This window comes from Frankia sp. CgMI4 (genome assembly GCF_001756285.1).
In the GTDB taxonomy this organism is placed as follows: Bacteria; Actinomycetota; Actinomycetes; order Frankiales; family Frankiaceae; genus Frankia; species Frankia casuarinae.
Genome location: NZ_MAQZ01000025.1, coordinates 26,260 through 47,081 on the forward strand (window position 1 = coordinate 26,260; position 20,822 = coordinate 47,081).

15 protein-coding genes and 1 pseudogene are annotated in these 20,822 nt (G+C 71.2%); 15 read left to right on the top strand and 1 reads right to left on the bottom strand.

Annotated elements, in window-relative coordinates; translation table 11 throughout:
- Positions 1-18 precede the first annotated feature (18 nt).
- From Manayef4_RS22300 to Manayef4_RS02735, 4 genes and pseudogenes are all read left to right on the top strand, one after another.
- Positions 19-219: pseudogene (locus tag Manayef4_RS22300) on the top strand (hypothetical protein); the annotation flags it as partial.
- Positions 216-713 (top strand): phosphoribosyl-AMP cyclohydrolase, encoded by a 498-nt coding sequence (gene hisI / locus Manayef4_RS02725; RefSeq protein WP_011437406.1) that lies wholly within the window; start codon positions 216-218, stop codon positions 711-713. The pseudogene Manayef4_RS22300 and the gene hisI, both read left to right, overlap by 4 nt.
- Positions 710-2,287, top strand: a complete 1,578-nt coding sequence (locus Manayef4_RS02730; RefSeq protein WP_011437405.1) for an anthranilate synthase component I — start codon at positions 710-712, stop codon at positions 2,285-2,287. The genes hisI and Manayef4_RS02730 overlap by 4 nt, the downstream gene beginning before the upstream one ends.
- Complete coding sequence (locus Manayef4_RS02735; RefSeq protein WP_082456682.1) at positions 2,284-2,985, top strand: Trp biosynthesis-associated membrane protein; 702 nt, start codon at positions 2,284-2,286, stop codon at positions 2,983-2,985. The genes Manayef4_RS02730 and Manayef4_RS02735 overlap by 4 nt, the downstream gene beginning before the upstream one ends.
- Here Manayef4_RS02735 and Manayef4_RS02740 read toward each other — a convergent pair whose 3' ends face one another.
- On the bottom strand, positions 2,986-3,336 hold the full coding sequence (locus Manayef4_RS02740) for a hypothetical protein (protein ID WP_011437403.1): 351 nt from the start codon (positions 3,334-3,336) through the stop codon (positions 2,986-2,988).
- A 562-nt stretch (positions 3,337-3,898) separates the two neighbouring features.
- Here Manayef4_RS02740 and trpC point away from each other — a divergent pair.
- The 11 genes from trpC (at position 3,899) to Manayef4_RS02795 (ending at position 20,767) form a co-directional block, all read left to right on the top strand.
- On the top strand, positions 3,899-4,702 hold the full coding sequence (gene trpC, locus Manayef4_RS02745; RefSeq protein ID WP_070130521.1) for an indole-3-glycerol phosphate synthase TrpC: 804 nt from the start codon (positions 3,899-3,901) through the stop codon (positions 4,700-4,702).
- A 54-nt stretch (positions 4,703-4,756) separates the two neighbouring features.
- The gene (gene trpB / locus Manayef4_RS02750; protein WP_070130522.1) at positions 4,757-6,094 is read left to right on the top strand and encodes a tryptophan synthase subunit beta; all 1,338 of its coding nucleotides are present in this window, start codon (positions 4,757-4,759) and stop codon (positions 6,092-6,094) included.
- Between the two features lie 129 nt (positions 6,095-6,223).
- Positions 6,224-7,045, top strand: coding sequence for a tryptophan synthase subunit alpha (trpA, locus tag Manayef4_RS02755; protein WP_070130523.1), 822 nt, complete (start codon positions 6,224-6,226; stop codon positions 7,043-7,045).
- A 187-nt stretch (positions 7,046-7,232) separates the two neighbouring features.
- A complete protein-coding gene (gene lgt / locus Manayef4_RS02760) occupies positions 7,233-8,462 on the top strand; it encodes a prolipoprotein diacylglyceryl transferase (protein WP_070130524.1) in 1,230 nt (409 codons plus the stop codon).
- Positions 8,463-8,743: 281 nt separating this feature from the next.
- A complete protein-coding gene (gene gltB / locus Manayef4_RS02765; RefSeq protein ID WP_070130525.1) occupies positions 8,744-13,300 on the top strand; it encodes a glutamate synthase large subunit in 4,557 nt (1,518 codons plus the stop codon).
- 59 nt (positions 13,301-13,359) lie between these two features.
- On the top strand, positions 13,360-14,802 hold the full coding sequence (locus Manayef4_RS02770) for a glutamate synthase subunit beta (RefSeq protein WP_011437397.1): 1,443 nt from the start codon (positions 13,360-13,362) through the stop codon (positions 14,800-14,802).
- 169 nt (positions 14,803-14,971) lie between these two features.
- Positions 14,972-15,586, top strand: a complete 615-nt coding sequence (locus Manayef4_RS02775) for an adenylate kinase (RefSeq protein WP_011437396.1) — start codon at positions 14,972-14,974, stop codon at positions 15,584-15,586.
- A gap of 3 nt (positions 15,587-15,589) precedes the next feature.
- Positions 15,590-17,773, top strand: a complete 2,184-nt coding sequence (locus Manayef4_RS02780) for a hypothetical protein (protein ID WP_070130526.1) — start codon at positions 15,590-15,592, stop codon at positions 17,771-17,773.
- Between the two features lie 92 nt (positions 17,774-17,865).
- Positions 17,866-18,321 (top strand): TerB family tellurite resistance protein, encoded by a 456-nt coding sequence (locus Manayef4_RS02785; protein ID WP_070130527.1) that lies wholly within the window; start codon positions 17,866-17,868, stop codon positions 18,319-18,321.
- A 76-nt stretch (positions 18,322-18,397) separates the two neighbouring features.
- Positions 18,398-19,249, top strand: coding sequence for a sulfite exporter TauE/SafE family protein (locus Manayef4_RS02790; RefSeq protein WP_070130528.1), 852 nt, complete (start codon positions 18,398-18,400; stop codon positions 19,247-19,249).
- A 258-nt stretch (positions 19,250-19,507) separates the two neighbouring features.
- Positions 19,508-20,767 (top strand): type IV toxin-antitoxin system AbiEi family antitoxin domain-containing protein, encoded by a 1,260-nt coding sequence (locus Manayef4_RS02795; protein WP_232235051.1) that lies wholly within the window; start codon positions 19,508-19,510, stop codon positions 20,765-20,767.
- The last annotated feature ends 55 nt before the right edge of the window (positions 20,768-20,822 follow it).

The following is a 20,822-nucleotide window of genomic DNA, read 5'->3' on the forward strand; positions in this document are numbered from 1 at the left end:
GGCGCCGACGGGGCGCCGACGGCCGAGGCGGCACAGGACGTCGTCGTCGTGGACGCCGGACGGATCGTCCAGCGCGGTCCGCGCCGGGATCTGATCGCGATGCGCGGCGTGTACCAGCGCCTGCACCGATCCTGGGCGGCGGGGGTCGGGACGGGAGCGGCGGGCGGCCCGTCGCCCGGCACCGCTGCGGCGCCGGGCGCGAGCAGAATGGTGGGGTGACCATTCGCCCTTCCGCTCTGGATCCCGCCATCGCCCGTAGGCTGCGCCGCAACGACGCGGGCCTGTTCCCCGCCGTCGCCCAGCAGTACGACACCGGCGAGGTGCTGATGCTCGGGTGGATGGACGACGAGGCGCTGCACCGGACCCTCACCACGGGCCGGGCCACGTACTGGAGCCGCAGCCGCGCGGAGTACTGGGTCAAGGGGGAGACCAGCGGGCACCGGCAATGGGTGCGGTCGGTCGCGCTCGACTGCGACGGGGACACCGTCCTCGTCCGGGTGGACCAGGTGGGCCCGGCCTGCCACACGGGCACGCGGACCTGCTTCGACGGCAATCTTCTGCCCACGGTGACCGTCGAGGCCGCGGATACCGCCCGGCCCCGCGACCTCTCCGGTGCCGCCAGCGTTTCCGGTGCCGCCAGCGTTTCCGGTGCCGCCGGTGACCCCGCTGGCGTGGACAGGGCCGGCGTGAGCAAGGCCGGCGCGGACCGATGACGACCGGGCAGATCATCCCCGGCCGGGAGGAGTTCCGGGCCGCGGCGGCGGCRCATCCGGTCGTCGCCGTCACCCGTCGGCTGCTCGCCGACGGGGAGACACCCGTCGGCGTCTACCGCAAGCTCGCCGGCGGCCCCGGGACGTTCCTGCTGGAATCGGCGGAGCATGGCGGGGTGTGGTCGCGGTATTCGTTCATCGGTGTGCGGGCCGCGGCGACGCTGACCGAGCGCGACGGGCAGGCGGTGTGGGTGGACGGTGCGCCGCCTCCCGGAGTGCCGGTCGACGGTGACCCGCTCGACATCCTGCGTGCGGTGGAGAGCACTCTGCAGGCCTCGAACAGCCCACAGGCCCCTCCGCTCATGGGTGGTCTGGTCGGCTATCTCGGCTACGACATCGTGCGCCGCATCGAGCGGCTCCCCGCGCACGCCGTCGACGACCTCGGCCTTCCCGAGTTGCGCATGCTGCTCACCACCGATCTCGCCGTGCTGGACCATCGGGATGGTTCCTGCCTGCTGGTGGCCAACGTCTTCACCGGCCGCGGGAATGGTGCCGGTGACGCAGGCGCCACCGGCACCACCGGTGGGGACGCGGACGCCGCCGCACACCCGGCCGGGATCGACCTGGACGCCGCCTACGACGACGCGGTGGCCCGGCTGGAGGCCATGACCAGCGATCTCGCGAAGTGGAACGAGCCGACCGTGGCGACCACGGCGGGCACCGCCGCGGGGGTCGGCGACTTCGTCTCCGCCACGCCTCCCGGTGCCTTCCAGACCGCGGTCGAGCGGGCCATCGAGGAGATCCGCGCCGGCGAGTGCTTCCAGATCGTCGTCTCGCAGCGCTTCGAACGGCGGACGACCGCGGATGCGCTCGACGTCTACCGGGTGCTGCGGACCTCGAATCCGAGTCCCTATATGTACCTGCTGCGTTTCGCCGACCACGACGTCGTCGGATCCTCCCCGGAGGCGCACGTCAAGGTCACCGGCCGCCGGGCGTTGCTGCACCCCATCGCGGGCAGCCGGCCCCGGGGAGGCACTCCCGAACAGGACGCCGAGCTTGCGGCGGAGCTTCTCGCGGATCCGAAGGAACGCTCCGAGCACGTGATGCTGGTCGACCTGGTCCGCAACGACCTCGGGCGGGTCTGCAACCCCGGTTCGGTCCGGGTCGTCGAGTTCGCGGCCATCGAACGGTTCTCGCACATCATGCACATTGTCTCCACGGTGATCGGTGAGGTGGCTCCGGACCGCAGCGCCGTGGACGTGCTGGCCGCGACGTTTCCGGCGGGGACGCTCTCGGGGGCGCCCAAGGTGCGGGCGATGGAGGTCATCGACGAGCTGGAGCCGACCCGGCGGGGCCTGTACGGGGGCGTGGTCGGCTACCTGGACTTCGGCGGTGATCTGGACACCGCGATCGCGATCCGCACCACAGTGATGCGCGACGGTATGGCCTACGTTCAGGCCGGAGCCGGCATCGTCGCGGATTCCGATCCCGACACCGAGGATCTGGAAAGCCGCGCGAAGGCCGCCGCCGTCCTGCGCGCCGTCGAGGTCGCCGAGTCGTTGCGACCGCCGTCATGACGGCCGCAGGGTCCCCCCCCGCGGGGCGCCCATCCTCCCCGCGCGACCGGGCCGGCACCGCGGAGCCGCCTTCGCCGGGCCACCGTCCCGGAGGCGATGTGCACGCGGCCGAGGCGATGCGACGCGGCCACCGGGAACGCACCCTCGCGGTGCTGGGATGTCTGCTCGGTGCCGGCGTCGTGCTCGTGTCGGGCGGTGCGACCTGGGTGTCCGCTCGGGTGAGCGGGCCCCGCGGTGGGGCGGACGGCGGCGCCGTCGCGGCGCCACTCGCCGTGCACTGGACCGGCGGGGCGCTCGCATCGACGGCGACCGCTCTCGCCCTGGTCGGGCTTGCCGCGGCCGTGGCGATCGTGGCCACCCGGCGCATCGGGCGGCTGGTCATCGGTGTGCTCACCGCGGCCGCCGGGGCCGGTATCGCCTACGTGGCCGGACGCATCGGCTGGGATCCACTCCCGACGCTGCGCGAGACCGATCAGGTCCGCCAGCTCGTGCCCGGTGGCCAGGCGCGGATCGATGACGTCAGCCAGACGATCGCTCCCTGGCTGTCGTTTGCGGGCGGGCTGCTGCTCATCCTCGTCGGCGCCCTCGTCGTCCTGCGCGGCCGGTCATGGCCCGCAATGTCCGGCCGCTACCAGGCCCGCGATGCCACTCCGGCCGACGCCTGGGACGCGATCGAGCGGGGCCACGACCCGACCTGATCACCTGGCGTCTCCGCGACGCCCGGCTTGGCGGGCCGGCCAGCCGGAACCGGGAGCGCCACCGGCCAGCGGGTCGGCCAGCGGGTCGGCGGGCGCCAGGTCCGCGGGTGGGAGGTCGGGAAACGGGTCGACCAGCTCCGTGAGAGCCAGCGCCCGGCGGTCCAGGTCGGCTTCGAGCATCATCATGACGGCGTCCATCCGGATCAGGCAGCGGGACAGCTCGTCGAGCTGCTCGGCGAGCTCGGGCTCGAGGCGGGGCCGCCGGTGCGCGCCCGGGGCGTCGCGCGCCGCGGGCACCCGGGCGGCGCCGAGGGGGGACGAGAGGGGGGACGAGAGGGGGCGGCTGTCCATCGGAACTCTCCTCGGTGTCGAACTCATGTTCGAGTATAGGGGGCGCCGACGATCGACGCCAGCYCGCCACGCCGTCCCTGGGGCGCTGCCCGGGTCCGCCCGAGGGTTCGGGTCCGCCCGARGACATGTGCGGYGTGCCATGCGTGTTTCCGGTCGGCGAAGGCGCGGCGGTCCCGAGTGTGCGCGGCGCGTTGCGGCCGCCGATCCCGAGAACCTGTCGTGCGGCCGCCCGGATCTCGTGATGTCGTCRCCCGACGATCGAGGTGGTAACCCGGTGGTGCCTCTGCACACGGTGGTTCACCGGCCTCGTCGCGTTACTCTGTCAACGGGCTCACGACGCAAGATCGATTGCGGACCGTAGCTGATCGGTGCAGGCGGATCCGAAGTGGCTGACAGTGCAGCGTCCGTGAAGATGGGTGCGTTCGGGCCGCTACCCGATTCCTCACGGGAAAGTCAACTATGTGGAGTCGTGGATCGTAGCCGCATGTGGGGGGGCCGGGCACACCGTGCCTGCCTGGCCTACCATCGGCGGCATGACCGCGACAGTCGCGAGCGCGGGGCGATGAGCGTTCTCACCGAGATCCTCGACGGGGTCGGGATCGATCTTGYCGCCCGCGAGCAACAGACCTCTCTGGCAGATCTCAAGCGGCGGGTGGAACGCGTTCCCGACCCGAAGGACGCGCTTGCCGTCTTCCGGGACTCCCGGGTCTCGGTGATTGCCGAGGTGAAGCGCCGTTCCCCCTCGAAGGGGGAGCTGGCGACCATCACCGACCCCGCTGCCCTCGCCACCGAGTACGAGGCGGCGGGCGCCGCCGCGGTGAGTGTCCTGACCGAGCAACGGCGCTTCAGCGGCTCCCTGGCCGACCTCGACGCCGTGCGTCGCGCGGTGGACGTCCCGCTGCTGCGCAAGGACTTCATCGTGTCGCCCTACCAGGTCTTCGAGGCCCGGGCGCACGGGGCGGACATCGTCCTGCTCATCGTCGCGGCGCTGGACCAGCCGCGGCTCGTCGGCCTGCGCGAGCGGATCGAGTCCCTGGGCATGACGGCGCTGGTCGAGGTGCATGACGAGGCGGAGATGGTGCGGGCGCTGGACGCCGGCGCCCAACTGGTCGGGGTGAACGCCCGCGACCTGCACACGCTGAAGATCGATCGGAGCACCTTCGCCCGGCTCGCGCCGATGGTGCCCCCGGAAGTGCTCGCGGTCGCCGAGTCCGGCATCCGGGGGCCGCACGATCTGCTCGCCTACGCCGCTGCGGGGGCGGACGTGGTACTGGTCGGCGAGGCAGCCGTCACCGGCGATCCTCGTCAGACGGTCGCCGATCTGGTGGCGGCCGGCGCGCATCCGGCGGCCCGGGTCGGGCGCTGAGGCCGCCGGCGCCCGTGCCCCGGTATCCGGGGCTCGGCCCTATACAGTCGCACCGTGACCACCCGAACCGCTGCCGAGTCAGTTCGCCCCGCGGCCGCCGGAACCGGGACGCCGTCGGGCTCCGGTCCGGTCCGTCCGGACACGTCGAGCTGGCAGGCGTTCCCCGACTCTTCGGGGCACTTCGGGCGTTTCGGTGGTCGTTTCGTCCCCGAGGCCCTCATGGCGGCGCTGGACGAGCTCACCGCAGCCTACGCGGCGGCCAGGGTGGATCCCGGCTTCACCGCGGAACTGGACGGGCTGCTGGCGAGCTACGCGGGCCGGCCCACTCCGCTCACCGACGCCCACCGGCTCACCGCGCACGTTGGCGGTGCCCGCATCCTGCTCAAGCGTGAGGATCTTGCGCACACCGGTTCCCACAAGATCAATAATGTCCTCGGGCAGTGCCTGCTGACCCGGCGGATGGGCAAGACCCGGGTTATCGCCGAGACCGGAGCCGGTCAGCACGGTGTTGCCACGGCCACCGCCTGCGCCCTGCTCGGCCTGGACTGCGTCGTCTACATGGGCGAGGAGGACACCCGCCGGCAGGCCCTAAACGTCGCCCGGATGCGCCTGCTCGGCGCCGAGGTCGTTGCGGTCACCTCCGGCAGCCGAACCTTGAAGGACGCCATCAACGAGGCCATGCGCGACTGGGTGGCCACCGTTGACACGACCCATTACTGCATCGGGTCGGTGATGGGCCCGCATCCGTTCCCGATGCTGGTCCGCGACTTCCAGCGGATCATCGGGGTCGAGGCGCGCGCCCAGGTGCTCGATCGTGTCGGCCGACTGCCCGACGCCGTCGTCGCCTGCGTCGGTGGCGGCTCGAACGCGATGGGCATCTTCCACCCGTTCATCCCCGACGTCGAGGTCGCGCTGATCGGCTGCGAGGCCGGGGGGGACGGGGTCGCCACCGGTCGGCACGCCGCGGCGATCGCCGGCGGTTCCGCGGGCGTGCTGCACGGCATGCGGACGTTCCTGCTGCAGGACGAGTTCGGGCAGACCCAGGTCTCCCACTCGATCTCGGCGGGTCTGGACTACCCTGGCATCGGCCCCGAGCATGCCCTGCTGCACGAGACCGGTCGGGCGAGCTATCGGGTCGTGGACGACACCGCCGCGATGGAGGCGCTCGCGCTGGTGGCCCGTACCGAGGGCATCCTGGTCGCGATCGAGAGCGCGCACGCCTTCGCGGGTGCCCTCGACGTCGCCCGGAAGCTCGGTCCGGGCACGACTGTCGTCGTCAACTGCTCCGGTCGGGGGGACAAGGACGTCGACACCGCCGCCCRCTGGTTCGACCTCCTCGACGAGGCCGATGCCGGCGGGGGCCCCGTCGGCGGTCCGGCGCGACCGGTCTGAGGGACCCTGAGGGATCCTGTCTCGGGACCGGCAGCAACCAAGACGGGACGCACGGGACGCGTAGGACGCAMAGAACGCGCAGGACAGACAGGCCATAAAGGCCCTCGGGCTCGACGGAACGGACGCACGGTGCAGAGTCGGTTGGACGCAGTGTTCGCGGCGGCCCGCGAGGAGGGGCGGTCGGTGCTGGTCGGCTATCTGCCCGCGGGATTCCCGACGGTGGACGGGGCGATCGAGGCCATGCGGGCCATGGTGGCGGCGGGAGTCGACGTTGTTGAGGTCGGCCTGCCCTACTCCGACCCCACCATGGATGGTCCGGTGATCCAGGACGCGGCGGATGCGGCCCTGCGCGGCGGGGTCACGACGCGGGACGTGATCCGCACCGTCGAGGCCGTCGCCGCGACGGGGGCCCSGGCCCTGGTCATGTMCTACTGGAACCCGATCGACCGCTACGGCGCGGCCTCGTTTGCGGCCGATCTGGCCGCCGCCGGGGGCGCCGGAGCAATCACTCCGGACCTGCCGCCCGAGGAGGCCGGGCCCTGGCTCGACGCGTGCGCCGCGCACGGCCTGGCCCCGGTGTTCCTCGTCGCTCCCAGCTCCTCGGACACCCGTCTCCGGCTGGTCGCCGGCGTCGCGCGCGGCTTCGTCTATGCCGCCTCGCTGATGGGTGTCACCGGGACCCGGGCGGCGGTCGGCGAGCGGGCGGCCGATCTGGTCGCCCGGGTGCGGGCCGCCACCGAGCTCCCGGTGGCGGTGGGGCTCGGGGTGAGCACCGCGGCGCAGGCCGCCGAGGTCGCGGGCTTCGCCGACGGTGTGATCGTCGGCTCCGCGCTGGTGAAGGTCCTGCTTGAGGCGGAACGTTCCGGAGCCGGYGCCTCAGCGGGCCTCGCCGGAATCCGTCGGCTCGCCGCGGAACTCGCCGGAGGGGTGCGCGCTCCCGTTCCGGCGTGAACTCCCGGCCGCCCCGACCCGGCCGTCACATCTGTCGCCCACATCGAGTATTGCCCACATCGAGCGCCGCATATATCACCCCGCCGCGCACCGAGCGAGACACGTGACTGTGCGACACGTGACTGTGCGACACGTGGCCGGGGCACCCCGCGCGTGATGGACGGGTCCACGGGATAGCCTGGCGACCGTGGTTCTCGCCGCTATTCCTAGCCCATCGCGTGGCGTGGTGCATCTCGGGCYGGTGCCGCTGCGTGCCTACGCCCTGATGATCATTATTGGCGTCTTCGTCGCCGTATTCGTGACGGGAAGAAGGCTGCGCGCTCGCGGCATGGATCCCATGGTGGCCAGCGAGGTCGCCTACTGGGCCGTCCCGTTCGGCATCGTCGGCGCCMGCGTCTACCACGTGGTCAGCACTCCGGCCGCCTATTTCGGCCGGGACGGCAACGTGCTGGACGTCATCAAGATCTGGAACGGCGGGCTGGGTATCTGGGGCGCCATCGCGGGCGGGGCCTTMGGCGCGTGGCTGGCGACCCGGCGCTACGGCATCAGCCTCGCCCTGTTCGGCGACGCCGCGGYGCCGGGCATCATCCTGGCCCAGGCGATCGGACGCTGGGGCAACTGGTTCAACCAGGAGCTGTACGGCAAGGCGAGCACCCTGCCCTGGGCGGTGCGCATCGACGAGAAGCACCAGATCATCCCCGGCGTGTCCACCTATCAGCCGACCTTCCTCTACGAGTGCCTGTGGAACCTGGTGGTGGCCGGGATCCTGTTGGTCGTCGATCGGCGGCACCGGCTCGGCCGCGGCAAGCTGTTCTGCCTCTACGTCGCGCTCTACACGTTCGGCCGGTTGTGGATCGAGATGCTGCGCATCGACACGGCGAACCAGATCCTCGGGCTGCGGGTCAACATCTGGACCTCGATCGTCGTCTGTCTGGGGGCGTTGCTGGCGCTGGCGGTCACCCGCAGTCCCGTGGATCCGAATCTGTCCAGGGAGGAGCAGGAGGCCCTCGGAATCGCCCGTTCCCGGCCCGCGGCGCGGTCCACGGTGACGACCGCCGGTACCGCCGACCAGCGGGCGGCCGCTCCCGATTCGGCCGGTCCCGATTCGGCCRCTCTCGATTCGGTCGGTCCCGATTCGGTCGATCCTGATCTGGGCGGTCCCGATCCGGCCGATCCTGGTTCCGCCGGGTCGGTGCCCGCCGCCGCGGTGCCCGATGCCTCCGGGTCGACCGCCACCACTGCCACTACCGCCACCACCGCCACCACCGCCACTACCGCCACCACTGCCACCACTGCCACCACTGCCACCACCGGCGTACCGGCTGGTTCGCAGCAGAGCCGCGGCCTGGCGACGAGATTGCCGGCGAGCGGTGGGCACACGTCGGCCGTTCCGCCGGAGGAGCCGCAGCTGCCCTGATGAGACGCCGGAGACGCCGGAGACGCCGTCTCCGGCGGGGCCCCGGGCGTCGGCTGGACCGTCGACCTTCCCCTACTTGTAGTGACCGAGGCCGGGCGGGGAGGTATGACGTCATCTGGCGGTGATCTCCTGGACATATTTGATCGCGGCGCATGAGCGGGCCGCGTGGCACACTCGGTAGAGACACGGGGCGCCGGGCCAGCGTCGCCGTGCCGTCACACCACTCGGACAGCGTTGTCCGCACCCCCTTCAGCCCCTGAAGATGGACAGGACTTCGCCGGATGCCGAGTGCGCAAGGTCTTTACGACCCCACCTTCGAACACGATGCCTGTGGCGTCGGCTTCGTCGTCGATGTACACGGCAGGCGCAGTCACGAGCTGGTCGAGCAGGGCCTGACCGTGCTGCGTAACCTCGACCACCGGGGTGCCTCGGGCAGCGACCCGGACACCGGCGACGGAGCCGGCATCCTGGTGCAGGTCCCCGACCTGTTCCTGCGTGACGTCGTCGACTTCACGCTGCCCGCCCCGGGGCGTTACGCCGTCGGGATCGCCTTCCTGCCGCAGGTCTCGGGGGAGCGGGACGAAGCCGTGCGCACCATCAGCCGCATCGTCCGCCAGGAGGGGCTGCGGGTCCTCGGCTGGCGTGAGGTGCCGGTCGTCAGCCACATCGTCGGGCACGCGGCCCACGAGGTTGAGCCGCGGATGCGGCAGCTGTTCCTCGCATTGCCCGGCAGTCTGCCCGCCGCCGGTCCGGTTGAGGGCGGCGCGGGGAACGGGTTCGACCAGGCCGACCTCGAACGTCGGGCGTTCTGCGCCCGCAAGCGGATCCGCCGGGAGACCGGCGTCTACCTGGCGTCGCTGTCGTCGCGGACCCTGGTCTACAAGGGGATGCTCACCACCCACCAGCTCTCGGCCTACTTTCCCGACCTCGACGACCCCCGGTTCACCAGTGCCATCGCGCTGGTGCACAGCCGGTTCTCCACGAACACCTTCCCGAGCTGGCCGCTGGCGCACCCGTACCGGTTCGTCGCCCACAACGGGGAGATCAACACTGTCCGCGGGAACCGGAACTGGATGCGGGCCCGCGAGGCGCTGCTCGCCAGCGACCTGATCCCCGGTGACCTCTCCCGGCTGTTCCCCGTCTGCGCGGACGGGGCGAGCGACTCGGCGAGCTTCGACGAGGTCCTGGAACTGCTGTACCTGGGCGGTCGCAGCCTGCCGCACGCGGTGCTGATGATGATCCCCGAGGCGTGGGAGAACCACACCGAGATGGACCCGGCGCTGCGCGCCTTCTACCAGTTCCACTCCACGCTGATGGAGCCRTGGGACGGCCCGGCCTCCATCGCGTTCACCGACGGGACGGTCATCGGGGCGGTGCTCGACCGTAACGGGCTGCGGCCCTCGCGGTACTGGGTCACCGACGACGGCCTGGTCGTGATGGCSTCCGAGGTGGGCGTGCTCGACATCCCGCCGCACAAGGTGGTGCAGAAAGGCCGGCTCCAGCCGGGGCGGATGTTCCTGGTGGATACCGCCGAGGGGCGCATCGTCAGCGACGAGGAGATCAAGTCCGAGCTCGCGAACGCGGCGCCGTACGCGGAGTGGTTGCACGCCGGTCTGATCGAGCTGGACGACCTGCCCGAGCGGGAGCAGCTCCTCTACGGGCACTCCTCGGTGCTGCGTCGCCAGCAGGTGTTCGGCTACACGCTGGAGGAGCTGCGCGTGCTCGTCGCGCCGATGGCGCGCACGGGCGCGGAGCCGATCGGCTCGATGGGCACCGACACGCCGGTGGCGGTGCTCTCCAGCCGTCCCCGGCTGCTGTTCGACTACTTCACCCAGTTGTTCGCGCAGGTCACCAACCCGCCGCTGGACGCGATCCGCGAGGAGTTGGTGACGAGCCTGGGCCGGGTGCTCGGCCCGGAGGGCAACCTGCTCGCGCCATCCCCGGCGTCCTGCCGGATGGTGCACCTGCCCTATCCGGTGATCAGCAGCAGCCAGCTTTCGAAGATCATCGGCATCAACGACGACGGTGACATGCCCGGCTTCGCCTCGGTGACGGTCCGTGGCCTGTATGACGTCGACGGGGGCGGCGCGGCGCTCGCCGCCCGGCTGGCGGAAATCTGCGCCGGGGTCAGCGAGGCCATCGCCGACGGTGCCCGCATCGTCGTGCTCTCCGACCGGGACTCCGACACGCGCAAGGCCCCGATCCCGTCGCTGCTGCTGACCGCCGCCGTGCACCACCACCTGATCCGGGAGCGGACCAGGACGAAGGTCGGCCTCATCGTCGAGTGCGGCGACGCCCGTGAGGTGCACCACATCGCGCTGCTCACCGGCTACGGCGCCGCGGCGGTCAACCCGTACCTGGCATTCGAGTCGATCGACAGCCTCATCGCCGAGGGCGAGATCGTCGGGGTGTCCCGGGAGCAGGCCGAGAAGAACATGATCAAGGCGYTCGGCAAGGGCGTGCTGAAGGTGATGTCCAAGATGGGCATCTCGACGGTGGCGAGCTACACCGGTGCCCAGGTCTTCGAGGCGATCGGGCTGTCCCAGGAACTGATCGACGCCTATTTCGCGGGTACCCCGTCGCGCCTCGACGGCATCGGACTCGACGTCATCGCGGCGGAGGTGGCAGCGCGGCAYCGGCGGGCCTACCCGCCGATYGCCTCCGAGCACRCGCACCGCACGCTGRAGGTCGGCGGCGAGTACCAGTGGCGCCGCGAGGGTGAGCTGCACCTGTTCAACCCGGAGACCGTCTTCCTGCTCCAGCACGCCACCCGCACCCGGCAGTACGAGACCTTCCAGAAGTACACCGCCCGGGTCGACGGTCTGTCCCGGGAGAACGCGACGCTGCGGGGTCTGTTCGAGCTGCGTACCGGGGTGCGCACGCCGGTGCCGATCGAGGAGGTCGAGCCGGCCTCGGAGATCGTCAAGCGGTTCGCGACCGGTGCCATGTCCTACGGCTCGATCAGCGCCGAGGCGCACGAGACGCTGGCTATCGCCATGAACCGGCTCGGCGGGAAGTCGAACACCGGCGAGGGCGGCGAGGACGCGGAGCGGTTCACGCCGGACGCGAACGGGGACCTGCGCCGCTCCGCGGTCAAGCAGGTCGCCAGCGGCCGGTTCGGGGTGACCAGCGAGTACCTCGCCAACGCCGACGACATCCAGATCAAGATGGCCCAGGGGGCGAAGCCCGGGGAGGGGGGGCAGCTTCCTGGCCACAAGGTCTACCCGTGGATCGCGAAGACGCGGCACTCGACGCCCGGTGTCGGGCTCATCTCCCCGCCGCCGCACCATGACATCTACTCGATCGAGGACCTCGCCCAGCTCATCCACGACCTGAAGAACGCCAATCCCAAGGCCCGGGTGCACGTCAAGCTGGTCGCCGAGGTCGGCGTCGGCACGGTCGCCGCCGGGGTCTCCAAGGCGCACGCCGATGTGGTGCTGATCTCCGGGCACGACGGCGGGACGGGCGCCTCGCCGCTGACCTCGCTGAAGCACGCGGGTGCCCCCTGGGAGCTGGGGCTGGCCGAGACCCAGCAGACGCTGCTGCTCAACGGCCTGCGCGACCGCATCGTCGTGCAGGTCGACGGGCAGCTGAAGACCGGCCGCGACGTCATCGTCGGGGCGCTGCTGGGGGCCGAGGAGTTCGGTTTCGCCACCGCCCCGCTGGTGGTTGCCGGCTGCGTGATGATGCGCGTCTGCCATCTCGACACCTGTCCGGTCGGTGTGGCGACCCAGAACCCGGAACTGCGCAGGCGGTTCACCGGCAGGCCCGAGTTCGTCGAGGCCTTCTTCACCTTCATCGCCGAGGAGGTGCGCACCTACCTCGCCGCGCTGGGCTTCCGCAGCCTGCAGGAGGCGGTCGGCCGGGTCGACCTGCTCGACGCCCGCGCCGCCGTCGACCACTGGAAGGCCTCCGGCCTCGACATCACCCCGTTGCTGCACACCCCGGAGCGGCCCTTCGGCGGCTCGCTGAACTGCACGTCCAGCCAGGACCACGGGTTGGACAAGGCGCTGGACAACTCGCTGATCCAGCTGTGCGAGGGAGCGCTCGACGACGGCCGGCCGGTCTGGCTGGAGATGCCGATCCGCAACGTCAACCGGACCGTGGGCACCATGCTCGGCTACGAGGTGACGAAGCGCTTCGGCGCGGCGGGGCTGCCCGACGACACGATCCAGCTGCGGTTCACCGGCTCCGCGGGGCAGAGCTTCGGCGCCTTCGCGCCCCGCGGCATGACACTGACCCTCGAGGGCGACGCGAATGACTACGCCGGCAAGGGCCTGTCCGGCGGCAAGATCTTCGTCTTCCCGCCGAAGGAGTCCCCGCTGCGGGCCGAGGAGAACATCGTCGCCGGTAACGTCCTGCTCTACGGGGCGACGGGCGGCGAGGCGTTCTTCCGCGGAATCGTCGGCGAGCGGTTCTGCGTGCGCAACTCCGGGGCGACCGCGGTGGTCGAGGGGGTCGGCGACCACGGCTGCGAGTACATGACCGGCGGCACCGTGCTGGTGCTCGGGGCCATCGGGCGCAACTTCGCCGCGGGCATGAGCGGCGGCGTGGCCTACCTGTACGACCCGGTCGAGGCGCGGATCAACACCGAGATGGTGGACGTCGAGGCGCTGGACGACGCCGACGAGACGATCGTGCGGGACCTGCTCGTCCGGCACCGCCGGGAGACCGGTTCGACGGTGGCCGCCCGGCTTTACACCGACTGGGACACCGTGCGCGGGTCGTTCCGTAAGGTGATGCCACGGGACTACAAGCGGGTGCTGACCGCCATCCGGCAGGCGCAGGAGCAGGGGCTCGTCGCCGACGAGGTCATCATGGCGGCGGCTCGTGGCTGACCGGGCCGCCAAGCACGACCCGACCATCATCGCGATCGCACGGACCCGACAGGAGCGGCATGGCTGACCCGACCGGCTTCCTCAAGCACCGCAGGGAGCTGCCGAAGCGCCGTCCCGTGGACGTCAGGATCACCGACTGGCGCGAGGTGTACGAGTCGTTCCCCGAGGAGCATCTGCGCACGCAGGCCAGCCGGTGCATGGACTGCGGCATCCCGTTCTGTCACGAGGGCTGTCCGCTCGGGAACATCATTCCGGAATGGAACGACCTGACCCGGCGCGGCGACTGGGTGGACGCCATCGAGCGGCTGCATGCGACGAACAACTTCCCCGAGTTCACCGGGCGGCTGTGCCCGGCGCCGTGCGAGGCGGCCTGCGTGCTCGGCATCGGCGACGATCCGGTGACCATCAAGCAGATCGAGGTCAGCATCATCGACCGCGCCTGGGCCGACGGCACCGTGGTCCCGGTTCCGCCGTCGCTGCGTACCGGCAAGCGGGTGGCGGTCGTGGGCTCCGGCCCGGCCGGTCTCGCCGCCGCCCAGCAGCTCACCCGGGCCGGCCACGAGGTCGTGGTCTACGAACGGGCCGACCGGATCGGCGGCCTGCTCCGCTACGGCATCCCCGAGTTCAAGATGGAGAAGCGGGTCTTGGACCGCCGGCTCGCGCAGATGGCGGCCGAGGGCACGTCGTTCGTCACGTCCTGCAACGTCGGCCTCGACATCTCCGCGGACGAGCTGCGTTCCTCCCACGACGCGGTGGTCCTCGCCGGCGGATCGACGGTCGGCCGGGACCTGCCCGTTCCCGGCCGCCAGCTGGGTGGCGTCCAGCTGGCGATGGAGTTCCTGGTGCCCGCGAACCGGGTCGCGCAGGGGGACCTGCCCGAGTCGCCCATCTCCGCCAAGGGCAAGAACGTGGTCATCATCGGCGGCGGTGACACGGGCGCGGACTGCCTGGGCACCTCCCACCGCCAGGGCGCGCTCTCCGTGCACCAGCTCGAGATCATGCCCCGGCCGCCGGAGCTGCGGGCCCCGGCCAACCCGTGGCCGTCGTACCCGATCATCTACCGGGTCTCCAGCGCGCACGAGGAGGGCGGCGAGCGGGTCTTCGCCGTCTCCACCGAGCGCTTCCTCGGTGACGAGGACGGCAACGTGCGGGCGCTGCGCATGCACGAGGTGCGCCTCGTCGGCGGGAAGTTCGAGAAGGTCGAGGGTACCGACACCGAGCTGCCCTGCCAGCTGGTGCTGCTCGCCATGGGGTTCACCGGTCCGGAACGGTCCGGCCTGCTGACCGATCTCGGGGTGGAGCTGGACGCGCGCGGCAACGTGGCGCGCGACGCCGGGTGGGCCTCCTCGGTCCCCGGCGTGTTCGTCGCCGGGGACATGGGACGCGGGCAGTCGCTGATCGTCTGGGCGATCGCCGAGGGACGTGCCGCGGCCGCCGCCACTGACCGCTGGCTGATGGGCAGGACGGACCTGCCCGAGCCCATCACGCCGACGCGTCGCTGACCGGKAGCCGGCCAGCCCCGGCGTGCAGCCAGCCCCGGCGTGCGGCCGGAACATCGGAGCACTTTTCGGCCGAAGATTCATGTGATCTGCCTTGCTCCATGCCGGATCCGCGGCGATTGACCGGACTCGCCGACCCGCCTGGTGACCTGCGGCGGTACCGTTCAGTGCCATGAGGCTCGTGCTGCTCGGTCCACCTGGCTCCGGCAAGGGAACCCAGGGCGCTCGCATCAGCGCCCGGCACGGCATCCCCTCGATCTCGACCGGCCGGCTGTTCGACCGGCAGATTGCCGCGGGTACGCCGCTGGGCCGTCGCGCGGAGCGCTACGTCCGCGCGGGCGAGCTGGTCCCCGACGAGATCGTGCTCGACATCGTCGCCGACCGGCTCGAGAGCGGCGTCGACTGTGCGGTGGGGTTCCTGTTCGACGGGTTCCCCCGGACCTACCCCCAGGCCGAGGCGTTGGACCGGATGCTCGTGGCGACCCGCGGCCCGCTCGACGCGGTCGTCGACCTCGACGTCGACGTCGACGAGGTGCTCGACCGCATCCGGCGCCGGTCCCGCACCGAGGACCGGGTTGACGACGCGGAGGACACCGCCCGTCGCCGGTTGAAGGTCTTCGAGCAGGAGACCGCACCACTGCGCCGCTACTACCAGCGGGGTGGCCTACTGCGCACGGTGGACGGTTCCGGCAGCCCGGACGAGGTTGCGGCCCGCATCGAGGAGATGCTGGCGGACGTCGCCCATCCGGGTCTGCGGGCCCATCCGGGTCTGCCTGTCTGTCGGTAGGCCATGGGTCGCCGAGGAGGGGAGCGGGGGCGCCTCGCGCACGTCGCCCTCGTCGCCCTCGTCGTGCTCTGCTGGCTGCCGCTGGTCGTCGTCATCACCGCGTGGCGGACCGTGCTGAACCCGGCCTTCTATTCGCAGTYGCTGAACCGGGCCGACGCCTTCGACCGCGTCTACACCCAGGTACTGCCCGATCCCGCGGTCGACACGTTGCTGGCCGGCCTCCCGATCGACAGCTCCCTCGTCACCGCGAACCTGCGCACGGTGCTGCCCCCGTCGACGATCCAGGCGATGACCGACGAGCAGATCAACCGGATCGTCGCCTACCTGCGGGCCGACACGGACGACGTCGAACTCGCCGTCGATCTCCGGCCGATCTTCGACAACATCTCGGGCCTGGCCAACCGGTACGTCGCCGGTGAACTGGGCGCCGGCACCAGCTACCAGGTCACCACCGTGCAGGAGTTCACCCACGGTGTCGTCACCGCGCTCGACGACATCGCCGCCGGGCGCCCGCCGAAGTCCCTGCCCACGATCGAGCTCTCCCCGCAGGACACCGACCGCGTCCTGCCCGTGGTGCTGGACCGGGTGGACGCCGACACCCGGGCGCGCATCGAGGCTCCGCTGCGCGCCCTGCTGAGGTCGGGCAACATCGCCGGAGCGCTGGCGCTGGTCGGTCCGGAGGTCTTCCGGGGCGACGAGACRGCCATCGGCCGGCTCCAGGTGTATCTCCACGGATCCACCCTCGATCTCGGGGTCCGTCTGTCGGATCTGCGTGACCGGCCGATGATCGTCGCGATCGACCGGCTGCACGACGTCGCCGCGACCCTGGTGTGGGTCTCCCTCCTGCTCGCCCTGATCATGAYGGCGGCCATGGTCAGCATCGTCGTGCTGGCCGGGCGGCGGGGGGTGTCCCGGGTCCGGGCCGCGACCGGTGCGGTGGTCCTCGCCGGCGTTGGTGCGGGGCTGCTCGGCGTCGTCCTGCGCATCGCGCTGCCGAATCCGCTGACCTCGCTGGACAGGTCGTCGTCGCCCCTGCCGCCGGGAGCCGGCGCAGTGCTGGTCGACTTCTCCTCGCGCGCCTACGGCACGCTCGAGAGCGACTTCCTGCGGATCGTGGCCTGGACGCTGGTGGCCGGCCTGGTCGGCTACGGATTGTCGCGGCTCGTCGCGGTGTCCGCCCGGTGGAACCGGACCGGCCGGCGGCGCCGGGTCGCCACGGCGTTCGCCCTCGCGGCGCCCCTGATGATCATCGTGACCTGGACGGCCTTCCCGGGCGCCGCCGCCGAGGCCCGCAAGCTCTGCAACAGCCAGCAGGCGCTGTGCGACCGGCGCTATGACCAGGTGAGCTACCTGGCCACCCACAACGCGATGGCCACCAGCGAGGACCGGTTTCTCGGGCCTGCCCAGGACCCGGCGATCACGCACCAGCTCGACCTGGGGGTGCGCGCCCTGCTRCTCGACGTGCACCACTGGACATCGCCGACCCAGGTCGACGCCTATCTGCAGACCCTGCCGCCCGCGACCCGCGACGCGCTCGCCCCGCTGACGCGAGGCGCCCGGTCGGAACGCCCCGGCACCTGGCTGTGCCATGACCTGTGCCAGCTCGGCTCCCTCGACTTCGTGGCGGAGCTGACTCGGGTCCGGGACTGGATGAACCGTAATCCCACCGAGGTCGTGACGCTGATCATCCAGGATAATGAGGTGCCGGCGAGCGAGATCGCCGGCGGCGTGGCGGCCGCGGGCCTCGCGGGGATGGTGACGACGCCGCCGGAGGATCCGCATGGCCGATGGCCGACCCTGCGCGAGATGGTCGCCTCGGGCCGACGCCTGGTGGTCTTCACCGAGCGGCAGGACCTGCCGGGCACGTTCCTGCGCAGCTTCTACCGGTATGCCGAGGACACTCCGTTCGATGCGAAGAAACCCGAGGATCTGCGAACCTGCGCCCGCAACCGGGGCGTGGACGGTGCCTCGCTGCTCCTGATGAACCACTGGCTCACCGCCGCCGCGCCCAGCCGCCGTGYCGCCCTCGGCGCGAACGCCGCCGAGACCGTGTTTACCCGGGCACAGCGTTGTCGCCAGGAGCGCGGGCGGATCCCGACGTTCGTCGCGGTCGACTTCGCCACGATCGGTGACGCGCAGGCGGCGGTGGACCGGCTCAACCGCGTTCGCGGCGGTGCCGGTTCCTGACCCTCGGCCAGCCGGTGGGAGCATGTCCGGGCGGTCATGCGTTGACCTGCGAGGAACCATCTAGTGATACGTCACCGTGCGAGGGAGCCCAGGTGCCGATCTGGAACCAGCTGCGTCAGTCCGCCCAGACGATGCAGGGCCAGCTGAACGCCAAGAAAAACGACCTGAAGAGCGGTGCCTTCCGCGATGCCAGCATGGCGATGTGCGCATTGGTCGCCGCGGYGGACGGGACCATCGACCCGGCCGAGCGGCAGCGGGTCGCCGCACTGATCATCTCCAACGACGTGCTCAACAACTTTCCCGCGGATGATCTCCAGCGTCGCTTCAACGACTATGTCGGCAAGCTGCAGGCCGATTTCGAGTTCGGCAAGGTCTCCATCCTCCAGGAGATCGGGAAGACGAAGAAGAAGCCGGCGGAGGCCAGGGCGGTCATCCAGATCGGGATCGTCATCGGCGGGGCCGATGGCAACTTCGACAAGACGGAGCAGGCCGTCGTGCGGGAGGCGTGCTTCGCGGTCGGCATCAACCCGGAGGAGTTCGACCTCTGAGCCGGACCGGCCGCACTGCGCCGAACCCGTCACCCCGTCACCCCGTCACCCTTCCTTCCATCGGCATAGAGGACACGTGGGACCAGCCGATGCCCTGCTCGCGGGCGGGGCGGGTCTGCTCGCGGGCGCGGTGAACACGATCGCGGGCGGCGGGACCCTGATCGCCTTCCCGGCGCTGCTCGCCACCGGTCTGCCGGCGCTGACCGCCAACATCACCTCATCGGTGGGGCTGGTCACCGGGTACGCCGGTGGGGCGCTGGGCTACCGCCGCGAGCTTGCCGGGCAGGCCGTCCGGCTGCGTGCCCTGGGACCGCCGGCTCTGCTCGGCGGTCTGGCCGGCGCCGTTGTGCTGCTGGCCACGCCCTCCGACAGCTTCCGGGCGCTGGTTCCGTACCTGGTGCTGGTCTCCTGTCTGCTTCTGGCGGCTCAGTCCCGGCTCGCGGCCGTGGTGGCACGCCGGAGAGCCAGCACGGCGGCGGGTGGCGGGCCGCCGGAGTCGGCGCCATCCGGGCCATCCGGTTCGCCCGCGGCCGCATTGCTGTCGCCCGCCTCCGGTTCGCTCGCCTCCGACCGGGTGACCTGGCCGACTCGGCTCGGGATCTTCGTCGCGGGAGCCTACGGATCGTATTTCGGCGCGGGGCTCGGGGTGCTGCTCCTTGGGGTGCTKGGCATTCTGCTCACCGACGACCTGCAGCGCACCAACGCGCTGAAGACGCTGCTCGCGTTCGGGGCCAACGCGGTGGGAGTGGCGGTCTTCCTGGTCACCGCGAAGGCCWCGTGGGGGTTCGCCGGCATCCTCGTGGTCGCATCCCTGCTCRGTGGGACGATCGGTGCCCGGGTGGCCCGCCGGCTACGACCGAACGTTCTACGTGGCGTGGTCATCACGCTCGGTGCGACCGTGGCGATCGCGTTGCTGATCCGTGGCTGACCAGCCGGCCGTCCGTCGAACCGGCCGTCCGTGGACTATCTTACGTTATCGGACGGTGCACGCCGTCGTTATCGTACATTCGCGCAAGCAACTCGGCCAGGTAGCGGCTACGCTTCCGAAGCCAGCTTGAGGAAATGGTTCCGGTGACAGCCGGCTGGGTTACCGCTGGGCCCTACGTTCGTCGTCCTCCTGTGAGGAGTTATCCACAGGTGGCCTGTGGCGCTGGATTACCGGGGCTACCTGATGGATTCTCGGTCCATGACGTTTTCCGCTTCGGCCTCGTCCCCGCCGACCCGTCCCGTGCGCTATCCCGGTTTCGACCCCGCGGTCCGCATCGCCGGTCGCCAGGGGGGTGCGATCACCTACCGGCAGGCGATGGCCGCTGGGTTGACCCGCGGCCAGCTGCGCCAGCTCGTCCACTCTGGCCAGTGGAGCCATCCGGTGCGCGGTGTCTTCGTCGTACCTCTCGGCCCGACGGAGCTCCCCGGCTCCGTCAACGACGTCCCGCGGCCGGGGGACCGGCGGCGCGCCGAGCATTCTGAAATCCGGGAGAAGGAATCCGCCGGACTTGTCCGGAACGACGTCGCGCGCCGACGAAGAAAGCGCCATGGTGCCATCACCGCGGGCCCCGGACACGCGGCGTCGGTCGTCGGCGGTGAAAATACAACGCCGATTCTCCCGGTCTTCTTCTCGCCATTTTCGGCACGGGTAAGGGCCGCGCTCATCGGGCGTCCCCGAGCCGTCGTCTGCGGGATCACCGCCGCCCGGCTCCACGGTTTTCCGCTCGAGGTTCCGGAAAGCTCCGCCGAACCCGTGCACCTTCTTCTTCCGGCTCGGCAGACCCGGGCCCAGCCGCGCGGGATCCGGCTGCACTTCAGCGATCTCGACGTCGACCAGCGCGTCGAGTTGGGTGGGATCCCACTCACCTCGCCGGAGCGGACGCTGGCGGATCTCGTGCTGGCCGCCCAGTCGCGTGAGGTGGCGGTCGCCCACCTGGACGCAGCCCTGCACCGCGGCCTGGTGCCGAGCCTGGCGGGGGCACGGGCGGCCGCCGAGGGGCGGCGCGGTTTCCGGCAGACGACCGACTGGTGGTCGCTGGCCGACGGCCGGGCCGAGACCCCCCTGGAGACCCGGCTGCGGCTGCTGTTGGCCGACAACGGGCTCGCGCCCGTGGAATTGCAGTGGCCGGTCATGGACGGGACCGGTCAGATCATCACCCGGCTGGATCTCGCCTGGCCGGCGCAGCGACTCGACGTGGAGGCGGACACCTTCTCGGCCACCAGCCCGCCGGCGATGATCTACCAGGACCGTCATCGCGGCAACATCCTCGCCGCGTTGCGCTGGACGGTGCTGCGCTTCAGCGTGGCCGACGTGACCTGGCATCCGGAGCGGGTCGTCTCGGCGGTGACCCGGGTCCTGGCGGCGCGGGCGGCCGAGCGGGCCGAGGCGTCCAGAGCGGTCGCTGAGGCGTCCGCCGCCGGCACAGCCGCGGTGGCTGAGCGRCTGTGGGCATCGTGAGCAGGGACACGATCCGGCGAAACGCGCGCAAGGCGTTGTGACGGGAAGTACATTC